10 protein-coding genes and 1 pseudogene are annotated in these 14,553 nt (G+C 49.2%); 5 read left to right on the top strand and 6 right to left on the bottom strand.

Features of this window, described 5'->3' with window-relative positions:
- Nucleotides 1-203, top strand: a pseudogene (locus DES54_RS17515) (IS630 family transposase); the annotation flags it as partial.
- Nucleotides 204-563: 360 nt separating this feature from the next.
- Entirely contained in the window at nucleotides 564-2,375 is a 1,812-nt protein-coding gene (locus tag DES54_RS17510) for a glycoside hydrolase family 13 protein (protein ID WP_113869570.1), read from the top strand.
- Nucleotides 2,376-2,487: 112 nt separating this feature from the next.
- Here the strand turns inward: DES54_RS17510 and DES54_RS17505 are convergent, their stop codons facing one another.
- The gene (locus DES54_RS17505; RefSeq protein ID WP_113869568.1) at nucleotides 2,488-3,198 is read right to left on the bottom strand and encodes a GntR family transcriptional regulator; all 711 of its coding nucleotides are present in this window, start codon (nucleotides 3,196-3,198) and stop codon (nucleotides 2,488-2,490) included.
- A 305-nt stretch (nucleotides 3,199-3,503) separates the two neighbouring features.
- Here DES54_RS17505 and DES54_RS17500 point away from each other — a divergent pair, with 305 nt between their 5' ends.
- Together DES54_RS17500 and DES54_RS17495 are read left to right on the top strand one after the other, a co-directional pair.
- The gene (locus DES54_RS17500; RefSeq protein ID WP_113869566.1) at nucleotides 3,504-5,087 is read left to right on the top strand and encodes an alpha-glucoside-specific PTS transporter subunit IIBC; all 1,584 of its coding nucleotides are present in this window, start codon (nucleotides 3,504-3,506) and stop codon (nucleotides 5,085-5,087) included.
- A complete protein-coding gene (locus DES54_RS17495) occupies nucleotides 5,084-6,406 on the top strand; it encodes a 6-phospho-alpha-glucosidase (RefSeq protein ID WP_113869564.1) in 1,323 nt (440 codons plus the stop codon). Before DES54_RS17500 ends, DES54_RS17495 begins: the two co-directional genes overlap by 4 nt.
- 74 nt (nucleotides 6,407-6,480) lie before the next feature.
- Here the strand turns inward: DES54_RS17495 and add are convergent, their stop codons facing one another.
- The 4 genes from add to manA all read right to left on the bottom strand — a co-directional run bounded on the left by add (nucleotide 6,481) and on the right by manA (nucleotide 11,556).
- Nucleotides 6,481-7,497, bottom strand: a complete 1,017-nt coding sequence (add, locus tag DES54_RS17490) for an adenosine deaminase (protein WP_113869562.1) — start codon at nucleotides 7,495-7,497, stop codon at nucleotides 6,481-6,483.
- Nucleotides 7,498-7,631: 134 nt separating this feature from the next.
- Nucleotides 7,632-8,606, bottom strand: a complete 975-nt coding sequence (locus tag DES54_RS17485; protein WP_113869572.1) for an arsenic resistance protein — start codon at nucleotides 8,604-8,606, stop codon at nucleotides 7,632-7,634.
- A gap of 94 nt (nucleotides 8,607-8,700) precedes the next feature.
- Entirely contained in the window at nucleotides 8,701-10,260 is a 1,560-nt protein-coding gene (locus DES54_RS17480) for a YdgA family protein (RefSeq protein WP_113869560.1), read from the bottom strand.
- Between the two features lie 126 nt (nucleotides 10,261-10,386).
- Complete coding sequence (manA, locus tag DES54_RS17475; RefSeq protein ID WP_113869558.1) at nucleotides 10,387-11,556, bottom strand: mannose-6-phosphate isomerase; 1,170 nt, start codon at nucleotides 11,554-11,556, stop codon at nucleotides 10,387-10,389.
- A gap of 171 nt (nucleotides 11,557-11,727) precedes the next feature.
- Between manA and fumC the strand changes: the two genes are divergently transcribed.
- A complete protein-coding gene (gene fumC, locus DES54_RS17470; protein WP_113869556.1) occupies nucleotides 11,728-13,125 on the top strand; it encodes a class II fumarate hydratase in 1,398 nt (465 codons plus the stop codon).
- Nucleotides 13,126-13,173: 48 nt separating this feature from the next.
- Here the strand turns inward: fumC and tus are convergent, their stop codons facing one another.
- Nucleotides 13,174-14,106: a DNA replication terminus site-binding protein gene (gene tus, locus DES54_RS17465; RefSeq protein WP_113869554.1), complete on the bottom strand. Its 933-nt coding sequence runs from the start codon at nucleotides 14,104-14,106 to the stop codon at nucleotides 13,174-13,176.
- Between the last annotated feature and the right edge of the window lie 447 nt (nucleotides 14,107-14,553).

Raw genomic sequence — 14,553 nt, 5'->3', positions numbered from 1 at the left:
AGAATCCGAAGTTTCGTGTTATTTATCAGCCGGTTTACTCGCCCTGGGTAAATCATGTTGAACGGCTGTGGCAGGCGCTGCACGAAACGATAACCCGAAACCACCAGTGCCGCTCAATGTGGCAGTTACTGAAAAAAGTGCGTCACTTTATGAATACTGTCAGCCCATTCCCCGGTGGGAATCATGGGTTGGTAAAAATGTAGCGATATTAGGATCAGTTATTTAGGGTTGTCTCTTATACATCAATCCCTGGTTTTATCGCCGGAGTTTTTTGTTTCACGATGACTCTAAATTCCGGCAACCTTACATCTTCATTTTATATACGACATACCAATACTGAAAAAACAAAGCACATTAAAAATCACTCGGTGAACTATAAGTTGACCATCATTAATTACACGATACTGTAAACGACCAAAGTCAATATATATGACTTATTCCGGTCACTGTATTTCATAGAGCATACATGCTTAACTCGGCACTTGATATCCTACATGAAAGAAAGGAAACGAAGTATATTAATTTAAACTTAAAAAATAATCATTTATGGATGGAGTAATTGTATGATTATAGTGAAAAAATGTATAAAACTCGGTGCTATCTTACTGTCAGGTTTGACTTTTTCTGGATTATGTAATGCGTTGCCGCAAGTGGATAAAACGGATGGATCATCTGTTGTGGCAATTAATGATGGTGTTTCAGTCCAGCCTGCATGGTGGAAAGAAGCCGTATTTTATCAGGTTTATCCACGATCATTTAAAGACAGCAATGGAGATGGCATCGGCGACTTGCGGGGGATCACTGAGAAACTGGATTATTTAAAAAATCTTGGTGTTAATGCTATCTGGATTAATCCGCATTATGATTCGCCTAATAAGGATAATGGCTACGATATTCATGATTACCGGAAGATAATGAAAGAGTATGGAAATATGGACGATTTCGATCGTCTTATTTCTGAAATGAAAAAACGCGATATGCGTCTGATGATTGATGTTGTCGTGAATCACAGCAGCGATCAGAATCAATGGTTTGTTGAAAGTAAAAAATCGAAAGATAATCCTTATCGTGATTACTACATTTGGCGTGATGGTAAAGACAACCATCCGCCGAATAACTATCCCTCCTTTTTTGGCGGGTCGGCCTGGCAGAAAGACAGTGCCACAGACCAGTATTACCTGCATTATTTCGGCGTGAATCAGCCCGACCTGAACTGGGATAATCCCAAAGTGCGTGAAGAAGTCTACGACATGCTGCGCTTCTGGATTAATAAAGGCGTATCCGGCCTGCGGATGGACACCGTCGCGACGTTCTCGAAAAATCCGGCTTTTCCTGATCTCACGACCGAACAACTTAAAAACTTCGCCTACACCTATACGCAGGGACCGAACCTTCACCGCTATCTTCAGGAAATGAATCAAAAGGTACTGTCGAAATATGATGTGGTCTCGGCGGGGGAAATCTTTGGCGTACCACTGGAAGAAGCCGCGCCGTTTATTGACCAGCGTCGTAAAGAGTTGGATATGGCGTTCTCTTTCGATCTTACTCGTCTTGACCGCTCGGTTGAGGAGAGATGGCGCAGTAATGACTGGACGCTGTCTCAATTCCGTCAGATCAACAATCGCCTTGTTGCTATGGCCGGTCAGTACGGCTGGAATACTTTCTTCCTCAGCAACCACGATAACCCGCGCACCGTCTCACATTTTGGCGACGACCGTCCGCAGTGGCGCGTCCTTTCGGCCAAAGCGCTTGCCACCATGTCGTTAACCCAGCGGGCCACGCCCTTTATCTATCAGGGCGATGAATTGGCCATGACCAACTATCCTTTCCAAAAAATTGATGATTTCGATGATATCGAAGTAAAAGGTTTCTGGCAGGACTTTGTTAAAACCGGAAAAGTAAAGGCGGATGAGTTTCTGGCTAATGTTAAACAAACCAGCCGCGACAATAGCCGCACGCCATTCCAGTGGAGTAACGCGGACAACGCTGGTTTTACCACCGGTACGCCGTGGTTACGCATCAACCCGAACTATAAGGAAATCAACGCGGCGGATCAGACCAACGATCCGGATTCCGTGTACAATTTCTACCGTCAACTGATTGCGATCAGACAGGCAACGCCGGCATTAACCTATGGCGCTTATCAGGATCTCGATCCTAATAATAATGACGTTTATGCCTATACCCGCACTCTGAAAGGCGAGAAATATCTGATCGTTGTGAATTTCAGGGAACAGCCCATCAGCTATTCTCTGCCTGACGCATCCCCGATTAAGAAGACGTTGCTGGAAAGCGGTATGAAAACGCAGGTACGGCCCGGCGCCACCAAGATTGAACTGCAACCATGGCAGTCGGGTATTTATCAACTAAATTAATCCGGCATCAGATCGGTGTAATAAGTCACCGGACAGCCTTTAAAGGCTGTCCGGTTTGCGTTTATATCCGTCATCTTTCTTGTTGCTCGGTGCGGCTCGTGTTATGAGGCGCTTATAAAGTGAGTTTATTGCGTTGCATATAAAAGCTCACTTTATAGTCATGTGCATTTGTCATGATGGAAAAATCAATACATTCACCACTCACCGTTTTCGTCAGCGACGTCATCTGCAACAACGGCGTGCCTTCATTAACCTTCAATAAGCCGGCAACGACGCCATCCGCCAAAATCGGGGAAAAAATCTCATAACAGCCGGCAATCTCAATGTGCTTTTCGTCTTCAATGTAGGCGAACTTCGAGCCCTGCAAATGTTTAATGGCGAGATCGGGAAAAGGCGCGATGGGCAAATAACTGTCTTCCAGCATGCAGGCCTTGCCATCCACATAGCGAACACGGCGTGCAAAGTAAATTCTTTCGTCGGTGCGTAAGCGCAGTTGGCGGGCAATAGCTGGCGGGGCGGGCATGGTTCGAAACTCAATCACCTCATTGTTGGTCGTGCGGCCAATCAGCCGCATATGTTCGGCAAAACTGTTCAACGCATGGCCTTCATGCTGAATATCTTTCTGCAAGATATAGGTTCCGCTACCATGGCGACGTTGCAGCAATCCCTCCTTAATTAACTGTTCTATAGCTCTGCGGATCGTCATCCGCGAAACTGAAAACTCAACCGCCAGACTTTTTTCTGACGGCAGGGCTTCGCCAATACGTAATTCGTTCGAATTGATACGCGATCGGATCTGTTTCGCAATAGATTTATAGATCACTTTCAGACCTCTTCAGCACTGTAGATATGTCTCATTTTTTTCACCCATAGCAATTTAATTCATTTAATTATCATTATGTTATAAATATACACCTAGAACATTGGCAACCTGGTTCGCTAAGATGTCTGCGAAAAGGTTAAAAAGCATACCTCTTGGGCTATCACTAAATTATGAGTAAGTTCACATATCTCTGGTTAAATAGCTACCCGGCTTATTCAATCCCCATATTATTAATTCATAAGAAAATATTAAGTCGTACAAAAAATAGCTTCTCCCTACAAAATTTAAAATGAAGGAAAACACTAATGCTAAGTCAAATCCAACGATTTGGTGGAGCGATGTTTACTCCCGTACTGCTATTTCCGTTCGCCGGGATTGTCGTCGGCCTGGCTATTATGTTGTCTAATCCAATGTTTGTTGGCGAATTAGCGAACCCGGATAGTTTATTTTTTCAGATTATTAATATTATTGAAGAGGGCGCATGGACAGTATTTCGCAATATGCCATTGGTATTCGCCATCAGCCTGCCAATCGGCCTTGCTCATCAGGCTCCCGCTAGAGCATGCCTGGCCGTATTGGTATCTTACCTCACGTTCAATTACCTGATTCAGGCCATGGCGACGCAATGGGGCGGCTATTTTAATGTTGACTTTACCGCCGATATCGGCGGGGTAAGCGGATTAACTATGATTGCCGGAATAAAAACGCTGGACACCAGTATTATTGGCGCTATTGCTATTTCCGGTTTAATTACTGCAAATCATAACCGGTTTTATGATAAAACGTTACCTGTTTATATCGGTATATTTCAGGGGACGGCATACGTCGTTATTATCAGTTTTTTCATTATGCTTCCCGCCGCCTGGTTAACTCTGTTAATTTGGCCAAAAATTCAAATAGGTATTTCTTCGCTGCAAGATTTAATGTTGGCGTCAGGCGCATTCGGCGTATGGATCTATACCTTTTTAGAACGAATTTTGATCCCGACGGGCTTGCACCATTTTGTTTACGGACCTTTCATCTTTGGTCCGGTAGCGATGGAAGGCGGTATTCAGGTTAATTGGATTGAAAATATTCAATCCTTCAGCCAGTCGGCCTTGCCGTTAAAAGACCTGTTTCCCCTGGGGGGGTTTGCACTGTTCGGTAATGCAAAAATGTTCGGTTCGGTTGGTATCGCGGCGGCCATTTACGCGACAGCAAGCGCGGAAAATAAGGCCAAGGTCGCCGGTCTGGTGATTCCGGCGACGCTGACCGCGGTACTGGTGGGAATAACCGAACCGCTGGAATTCACTTTCCTGTTCATCGCGCCCTATCTGTTCGCCGTTCACGCACTGCTGGCCGCTACCATGGCGACGGTCATGTACCTACTGGGCGTGGTCGGCAACATGGGGGGCGGGTTGATTGAAATTGCCACGCAAAACTGGTTGCCAATGTTCCACCATCACGCGATGAACATGGTGACCCAGATCGGCGTCGGCACCGCGTTTTCATTCATCTACTTCTTTGTCTTTCGTTCCATCATTTTACGCTTCGACGTCAAAACGCCGGGCAGGGAAGACAGCGAGATCAAGCTGTACACCAAAAACGACCTGCGCAGCAAGAAAACCGCTATGCCGACAGGCCAACTTGAACAGGCCCAGGCCTATCTGGATGCACTTGGCGGCGCAGCGAATATAGTCAACCTGACCAATTGCGCTACACGTTTACGTATCACGCTTGTCGATCCCGCCCTGATGCAGTCCGACGACATATTCCGTCAACTCGGCGCTCACGGCGTGGTGCATAAGGACAACGCCATTCAAATCATCGTCGGACTGTCGGTTCCACAGGTTCGCGATCGTCTGGAAAATTTGATGCAACACTCACGCTATATGGAGGCTCACTCATGAAAAAATTTTCAATCGTTATCGCCGGCGGCGGCAGCACGTTCACTCCTGGCATCGTTTTGATGCTGTTACAAAACCGCGATCGTTTTCCTATCGCTACGCTGAAGTTTTATGACAATGACGGCGCAAGACAGGAAACCATCGCCGAAGCCTGTAAGATCCTGCTGAAAGAACAGGCGCCAGAAATCGCGTTCAGCTATACCACAGACCCAGAGGAAGCCTTTACCGGCGTAGACTTTGTTATGGCGCATATCCGCGTCGGAAAATATCCGATGCGTGAACTGGATGAAAAAATCCCGTTGCGTCACGGCGTGGTCGGCCAGGAAACCTGTGGTCCCGGCGGTATCGCTTATGGGATGCGCTCTATCGGCGGGGTACTGGAACTGGTGGATTTCATGGAAAAATATTCGCCGCAGGCCTGGATGCTAAACTATTCCAATCCGGCGGCGATTGTCGCGGAAGCCACGCGGAAACTTCGTCCGCAGTCCAGGATCCTCAATATTTGCGACATGCCCATCGGTATCGAAGGACGGATGGCGGAAATCATCGGCCTGAAATCACGCAAGGAAATGAACGTCCGCTATTACGGCCTGAATCATTTTGGCTGGTGGACCTCCATTCAGGACCAGGACGGTAACCAACTACTGCCGGCCATTCGTGAACACGTGGCGAAATATGGCTATATTCCGCAAACGGGCGTTAATAATAATGAACCAAGCTGGAACGATACTTTCGCCAAGGCAAAAGATGTTTGTGCGCTCGACCCGGAAACGCTGCCGAATACTTATCTGAAATACTATTTCTTCCCCGACTATGTCGTCGCGCATTCCAATCCTGAATATACCCGCGCCAATGAGGTGATGGCTGGTCGAGAGAAACACGTTTTCGGCGCTTGCAACGCGATTATCAATGCTCAGTCCGGGGCCGCCGGCGATCTTGAAATTGATGAACACGCATCCTATATCGTCGACCTGGCGCGCGCCATCGCCTTTAATACGCAGGAGAGAATGTTACTAATCGTAGAGAACAACGGCGCGATCAATAACTTTGATGATGACGCGATGGTGGAAATTCCCTGTCTGGTCGGCAGTCATGGGCCGGAGCCGTTGCAGGTCGGCACTATCCCTACCTTCCAGAAAGGATTGATGAGCCAGCAGGTGGCGGTGGAAAAGCTGGTGGTTGAAGCCTGGGAGGAGCGCTCCTACCAGAAACTATGGCAAGCCATCAGCTTGTCGAAAACTGCTCCCAGCGCCAGCGTAGCGAAAGCCATTCTTGATGAGTTGATTGAGGCGAACCGCGACTACTGGCCTGAACTGAAATAATCACCGTTTTTCCTCTACCCACCGGCTATCTCTTATACATAAATCCCTGGCCTCATCGCCGGGAATTTTTTGTATCAAGACGACGTTCCGCGCAAGCGCCGCACTTTCTCACGCAGTTGCTGCTTTTCCTGTTCACTCAGAAACGCGATATTCAACCCGTTCTCCTGGGCCTGACGGGTTTCCTTCGCGCTTAAGCCCGCCAGCGGCGCCGTGACTTCATATTCGTGTCGGATTTCTATTCCCTGAACCGCCGGATCGTCAGTATTGATCGTGGCGGGGATGCCGTAGCGCAGGAAATGGAGCAGCGGGTGCTTGTCCAGTGATTCGACGGTACTGGTCTGGATATTGGAGGTCAGACAGGATTCAATGCCGATACCATGTTCAGCCATGTATGTCATGAGCGAAGGATCGATAATCGCGGTGACGCCATGTCCGATGCGTTCGGCTTGCAATGTGTTAATCGCCTGCCAGATACTTTCCGGGCCGGTCGCTTCGCCGGCATGTACGGTAATGTGCCAGCCGGCATCACGCGCCTGACGGAAATGCGAGGAGAAAAGATCACCGGGATAGCCTGATTCGTCGCCAGCCAGATCCAGCGCCGTGATCTGGTCGCGATAAGCCAGCAAACCATCCAGTTCCTGTTGGCAGGCATCGGTGCCGAATGTGCGGCTCATGATACCAATCAAGCGAATATCAATATCATGATCGCGGCAACCGGCCTGCACGCCGTCAATAACCGCTTCGACCACGCCCGCAATCGGGAGCTTATGATTCATCGCCATGTAATAGGGAGAGAAGCGCAGTTCCGCGTAATCCAATCCGGCATTGACCGCATCTTCAACGTTCTCATAAGCAACTCTTCGGCAGGCGTCCAGCGAACCCAGAACGGCGACGCCCCAATCCAGCTTTTGCAGAAAACTCAGCAAATCCGGTTCATTTTTGGTGATTTGAACATGCGGGCGTAGTGTCGCCAGATCATTGGCAGGCAAGGCGATATTGAATTGCCTGCCCAGTTCCAGAATACTTTGCGCCCGGATATTGCCATCCAGATGACGATGGATATCCGTCAGCGGGAGTAATGAATCAATCATAATGTACTCTTTGCGAAATCTGATAGTCGTTCGTTAAGTGCCAGAAAGTATAAAAACAAATGTTAGTAAATAGCCAATTGTCGCCGAAAAAAGTCACTTTTATTTCGGATAAGTATGGTTAATGAGGATAACGGTTAACCTTTATTCCACACCGGACTGGCATTGAGCCGGGGAATCATTCGGATATAAATCAGTTCACTGAGTAATTCCACCAATGTCTGGCTGACAATGATGGCCGGCAATATATCGCTGGCGTCCGGCATGGCCAGCGCCAGCGGCAGCACAACCAGCGAATTCCTGGTTCCGGCGCTGAAGGCTACCGCTCGACCGCCGGGTGAGTCCAGCCGGAACAACTTGCCGGCCAACCAGCCCAGCGTCGGCGCGACGATAGCATAAAGCACATAGAACGGCAGCACCGCGAATAGCGCATGCCATGCAGATTGAAGTTGCGGCGTGACGGCGGCGACAACGACAAACAACACCAGCGCCGTTGCCGGAACAGGCAGGAACGACAGGGCAGCCGACAGGTTTTTTACCGGCTGATGGCGAAAGCTTCCCCACTGGATCATGGCGGCCACCAGCAACGGTAGGACGATCAGCCAGATAAACGCCTGTAAAAATGGCGCGAGATGAACGAAGGCCACTGCATCTTGATCGAGAAAAAGACCAAGATACAGCGGAAGCGCCAGCATTTGAACCAGCAATAGGACGGGCGTGGCCGCCAGCAGTCGCGGGGCATCGGCGCGGCCAATCTGCGAGAATGTCACGACGTAATCAATGCAGGGCGCGAGCAAGACCAACAGCATACCAAAGCGGATTAACGGATTGTCTGGTAACAAAGGCAGCAAGCTAAAAATAAACAACGGGATAAAGATAAAATTTGCGCACAGCAGCGCGGCAAGAAATCGTAATTGGCTAAAGCTCTTCCCAAGCTCGGTCATCGGCAACTGGAGAAAAGTGACAAATAACCTCAACGCCAGCGCCGGCGTGATGGCGACCTCCAACGAGGCGGTATTGGGGAACATCTGGGCGGTCAATGCGGCAAGCACCACGGTGACAAAGTAGATCGCCGTCTGGTGGGTTTCCATAAAGGTTCTGAATCGGTGCATATCGCGTCTCGCGGCGAAAAAAGTCATTGCGGGGGCAGGGAAAACCGTTGCGGCGGGGCGGAGCCGCCACAACGGTTCGAACGAACGTTAACGATTACGGCGTAACGGAGGGCGCATCCGGTTCCTGTTGGCTATCAGTATCAGGCTGAGCGTCTTCGTTATCTTCGCTCGGCAGACTGATAAATGGCGCGATGAACTCACCCAGCGTCATTTTGTTGCCGTTGAAATCAATCTGACCATCGGCATATTGCAGCGAACTGGTGATGGCATTGTCTCGGGTGACGGAAATCTGGTTCATCTGCCCGAGACCCGCCATCATCCGCGCCTGCTGTTGCGCCATCTCTTCGGCTTGTTTTCTCTCTTCATCCGTAGTGCCTTGCGGCCCGGCCTGAACCATCAACTCCGTGAGCATGGCCAGCGGCACATTCAATTTAACATCCAGCTTTTTCACCGATTGCAAAATAATCTTTTCTTCATCGTAAGCGTTGGGATCGGTTGCTTTCGCGCTATTTTGCAGTGGGTCGGTCAGATCCAGCGCAAGGGTGAAGGTCCCTTCACCTTTGCTGTTTTTCCAACTGATAGGGGAAACCGTAACGTTGGGATTGCTTTTCAGCAACTGAGGCAGAAATTGCAGAAACGTCATCGTCAACTCATGCTGGTAAGCTTCCGGGGTGATGATCTCCTGCTTATACAGCATTTGTTCCACTTTTTGCTGATAAGCGGTCGCGAACGCTTTGGCGCCTTTTCCATCAAGTCGTGAGAAAGCGATATTCATCGCACCGGAACCAAGGTTGCGGTCGGCGATGGTCATCGATTCAAGCGCCAGCGCCAGTTTCCCCGCCAGATCTGTCTCATCTTCGGTCAGCAGGGTTTGCACAGAGATATTGTTTAAGGTGACAGTGTCACTATTTTCTACGGAAAAAGTCAGGGATTTAATGGAAAGATCCGCGTCACCCAAATTGAGTTCGAACTTGCCTTTGTGGTTATTCCCCTTCAAGGTGAAATCGTTTATAACCAGTTTTTCGGTTTCACCCCAAGGGTTTTTCTTTTCGCTCATCAGGTTACTGATGGCGCCCTCCAGTCTGCTGTCGCGTAAATCGCGGCCAATATCCACCTGCGCCGTGGTGCCGCTGAAAGCGAATTTCTGCACATTATTTTGAAACTCAAGCGGGAGCAATGTAACGACGGACTGGGTGTCGCCGCCGTAAGTAACCCGTGTTTGCGCGGAGAGGAAGGGCTTATCTTTAGTCAACTCGAACAGCGCTTTAACCACATCGGTATTCGCCAATTCGCTGCGTACGGACGCCATGGCCGGAAGCAGATTGAACTGCATGAGCTCCGCCAGCGGGAAAGGGCCGTGAGAAACGGTTTCATTAAGCACCACTTCCTGGCCCGGCGCCAGCAGCGGCACTTCTTTCGCCGTGCCATCGGATTGCAGTACATATGATAATTTACTGGTGAAAATCCCTCCCTGATAATCGCGATAGACGATTTTGACGCCGGCATCAGGGTAATTTTTTTTCAACTGTGTATTAAGGGTATCAGTAAAGCCATCAATCTGTTGAGCCAATTGCTTACCAGTATACCAGGAAGCGCCGGTCCAGACGGCGCCCAAAGCGATAATCACGCTTGCGGCAACTAACGACTTCTTCATTAGAATTTATCCTTTATTTAAAAATTCGCCCTCTATCTTGAGGGCGTCACGAAATGATCGGCTTTATACCCTTTATCTTTCAAGCCGCAGGCGCGTTGCCCACACCTCGAAACTCGATGGGATAGATCAATTAAATACGCGGGCGATACGCCCTTGGCCATGCACGCTTACCGGCGACTCACCGGCGGAAATAAAACAGGATTCTCCCGCTGTGAGACTGAGTTGCTGATCGTCTTTTTGCAGAAGTGCGTTACCCTCAACGCAGAACACAATCGCGGCGCTGTTTTGCTCAAGCGTTTGCGGCGTTTCGCTCAGAGAATGCAGTGAGAAGGCAAAATCATCAACAGGAATAGAAAAGCTTAGTTCATTTCCCTGTTTGATGGGGTCGGTCAGCAATTTACCGGCTGGTTTTGCTTCAAACTTAACGTTATCCAGCAGTTCTGGAATATCAATGTACTTAGGGGTTAATCCTGCGCGCAATACGTTATCCGAGTTGGCCATCACTTCCAGCGCCACGCCTTTCAGGTACGCGTGAGGGGTTTGCGCGTATAAAAACATCGCCTGTCCTGGCTGAAGCGTAATGACATTCAGCAGCAGCGGGGAAAACAGACCGCTGTCATCCGGGTAAAAGCGGGTGATTTCGCGAATGGTGGCCCAGGGCTGTTCTTGCTGGCTGTTTAATGCCGCTTTCAAGACCCCCAGCGCCCGGCCTTTTTGCTCGCCATCCATACTCAGCAGAATGGCGAACAGCATGGCGAGCGTCTTACTGTCCGGTTGTTGTAAAAACGCGCTGATGGACGGATGGGCGCTGGCGACCGGCTGTAGTAATTCAACAATTTCAGATAATTCTCGAAAACCATTCATAGCCTGAAACGGCGTGAGCGCGAAAACCAATTCGGGCTTATGGTTGGCGTCTTTATAGTTTCTTTCTGGCGCATCCAGTGCGATGCCCGCGGCATTTTCTCTGGCGAAACCTTGTTCTGCGGCTGATTTACTGGGGTGAACCTGAATAGACAGCGGCTGCTCCGCACACAGAACTTTAAACAGGAAAGGGAGTTGGCCAAAACGCTGCGCAACCGACTCACCCAGTTGACCCGATAAATCATCGGCAATCAAATCTCGCAGGCTGTATTCATGACCTTGTTTATCCACAACCAGGGAACTACTTTTCGGATGGGCGCCCATCCACAACTCTGCCATTGGTAAATAATTAGGGTTATCAATGCCATAAAGCTCATTCAAAGCGTGTTTGCTTCCCCAGGCATAATGCTGGACACGATTGAGCATCTTTTGCATGTTGGCTCCCTGCGATTGCATACGTTATTAATTAAATGGCTAAAATACTTAATAAACCAACGGGTGATGAATACACTGCATCGGTTCACATCATGGTAATGTTTTGTGTGCCACTATTCCAGAGAGTGAAACTAAGGCTATTCCTATTCAGCATGTTAAGGAGAAAAGGTCATGACAACAACGCGTATTGAAAAAGACTCGATGGGGCCGATTGAGGTACCCGCTGATCGCTTGTGGGGGGCTCAGACGCAACGCTCACTGGAACATTTCCGTATTTCCGAAGAAAAAATGCCGCGCACATTGATTTATGCGCTGGCGCAGACGAAACGAGCAGTCGCCAGCGTCAATATGGATTTAAAACTGTTGCCCGCCGAGCAGGGCAATGCCATCGTTCAAGCCGCCGACGAAGTCCTGGCGGGAAAACACGCTGACGAATTTCCTCTGGCCATTTGGCAAACCGGCTCCGGCACGCAGAGCAACATGAACATGAATGAAGTGCTGGCTAACCGCGCCAGTGAATTATTAGGCGGAGAGCGCGGGAACGGCAGACGGGTTCATCCTAACGATGATGTGAATAAAAGCCAAAGCTCCAACGATGTTTTTCCTACCGCGATGCATGTTGCGGCGGTTATCGCCATTAACCAACACCTCATCCCGGAACTGAAAGCGTTGCACCAGACGCTGGCTGCGAAAGCGGAGCAGTTCAAAGATATTGTCAAGATCGGGCGAACCCATTTACAGGATGCGACGCCGTTGACGCTGGGACAGGAAATTTCTGGTTGGGCGGCGATGTTGCAACATAACCTGAAACACATTGAAAACAGCGTGCCGCATCTTTGCGAACTGGCGCTGGGCGGCACGGCGGTAGGAACCGGTCTGAATACGCATCCTGAATATGCAGTGCGGGTCGCGGCAGAGTTGGCGAAGCTTACCGGACAGCCGTTTGTCACCGCGCCGAACAAATTCGAGGCATTAGGCACCTGTGATGCGCTGGTGCACGGACATGGCGCGTTGAAAGGGCTGGCCGCCTCACTGATGAAGATCGCCAACGATGTCCGCTGGCTGGCTTCCGGGCCGCGCTGCGGAATTGGCGAGTTAAGCATTCCTGAAAACGAGCCGGGGAGCTCCATCATGCCGGGCAAAGTGAATCCGACGCAGTGTGAAGCCATGACCATGTTGTGCTGTCAGGTGATGGGGAACGATGTGGCCGTTAATATGGGCGGCGCTTCTGGTAATTTCGAACTCAATGTGTATCGCCCGATGGTGATCCACAACTTCCTGCAATCCATCCGTTTACTGGCCGACGGCATGAAGAGCTTTAATGAGCATTGCGCGGTCGGCATAGAGCCGAATCGCGAGCGAATCGATCAACTGTTGAATGAGTCGCTGATGCTGGTGACGGCGCTGAATACGCATATCGGTTATGACAAAGCGGCGGAAATTGCCAAAAAAGCCCATAAAGAGGGCCTGACGTTAAAAGCGTCGGCACTCAAACTCGGTTACCTGACTGATGCCGAATTTGATGAATGGGTTCGTCCGCAGGATATGGTTGGCAGTTTGAAAGCGTAAATGGCGCTAAGCCTGCTGGCGTCAACCCGCAGGCTTTCTCGCGTCGATTCACAAAATATCGGTATAAAGGTGCAAACGAGGAATCAGCAAACGTAAAGGTGCGGCTTGCGGTTTATGCTTATGGTTAATGTTGCCGGCATCGTAATGGTTTAACTCGCCAATTATCGGCACGCCGCCGCCATGCGCTTGTTGACTTAATATCAGCAACGGTGACGGGCAGGGATGTTGCACCTGTTTCTGCTGTTCCGCATACCAGACTCTGGCGATAGGCTGTACTTTTACCGGACGCTTTATCTTCAGTTTCGCGTGTTCAGGTAAAGATAATACCGCATCAATTTCCTGTTCCACCAAGGCTGCCCACTGTTCTTTACTGTAGGGCGCTAAACCGCGCTCGGCTTTCAAACTTTTCTCCAGTTTTTCCAGCAATTCGGCGCGGGTCATGTTTTTGATGATATGTTTGTTCGCCCAGCCAAAACGTACTGACGCCGGATTAGTCAGCAAAATTAACGAACGGTAAGCGCTCAGCGTAATTAAACCGCGCAGGTGCGTATGTGCAAACTCAAAACGTTGCTCCGGTTCCAACCCGGATTCAACCGTGATGATCTGTTCCAGTTCTTTTTTCAGGCTATTAATATCTCGAATCAGTTGATTGGCCTGATGATATTCATCCTGATGAACGGAAAAGCACAGGGCGCCCGGTAAGCGGATCGCTGCTTTACTACTGATGCTTTCAGGGTAGTGGTGGATGAACAGACGCTGAAAATGCGCCAGTCCCAGGTCGCGGGCTTCTATGCCGACATGTTGGGTTACCGGGATCTGTTCAATAGCATCATGTTCCGTCCCTTTTGCGGTGTAAGGGAGCGAATATACGCGGCCAGCCAACAAGCGGAAGGTTGAAAACAATTTTTGCATCAACGTCAGTTTTTCTTCCAGAGAGGCAAAAGTTACATTCATCCGGTCAATAAGCAAATAGCGATTCATAGCAGCATTATTTTAGTTACAACATACTAATACTTATATCACTTGAACCATAACATCAGCAACTGCATTTAAGATCAGATACAAAAACCTCTTCTTCCAGCGCTGAATTTTCCTATTTATTCGAAAATAATGACACGCCATGAGGGGAAAAAAGGAACCCGACGCCAGGTAACGCCACTCAAAATAGAGTGACATCTTACCGTTTTGATTAGGTGGATACCGAATCGAAATAATTTAAACGCTTAACTTCTGATTTCTATTATGTATATAAACAGACTCAATAACGTTGACGCAAATATCAATACGACTCTGGAAACCGTAGGTGGCTGTACGACATCGTAATCGCGCGATACTAAATAACTGCGCCTATTACCGCTCCACTTTTGTTAGTCCAGGTTTGTTGCCTGGGAAAGGTGATGCGGTTTTAATAAATTGTCTGACATTTTT

Source organism: Brenneria salicis ATCC 15712 = DSM 30166, assembly GCF_003315515.1.
Classification (GTDB): Bacteria; Pseudomonadota; Gammaproteobacteria; order Enterobacterales; family Enterobacteriaceae; genus Brenneria; species Brenneria salicis.
Note: the sequence above shows the minus strand (reverse complement) of the source record. Positions and strands in the feature narration are given on the sequence as shown.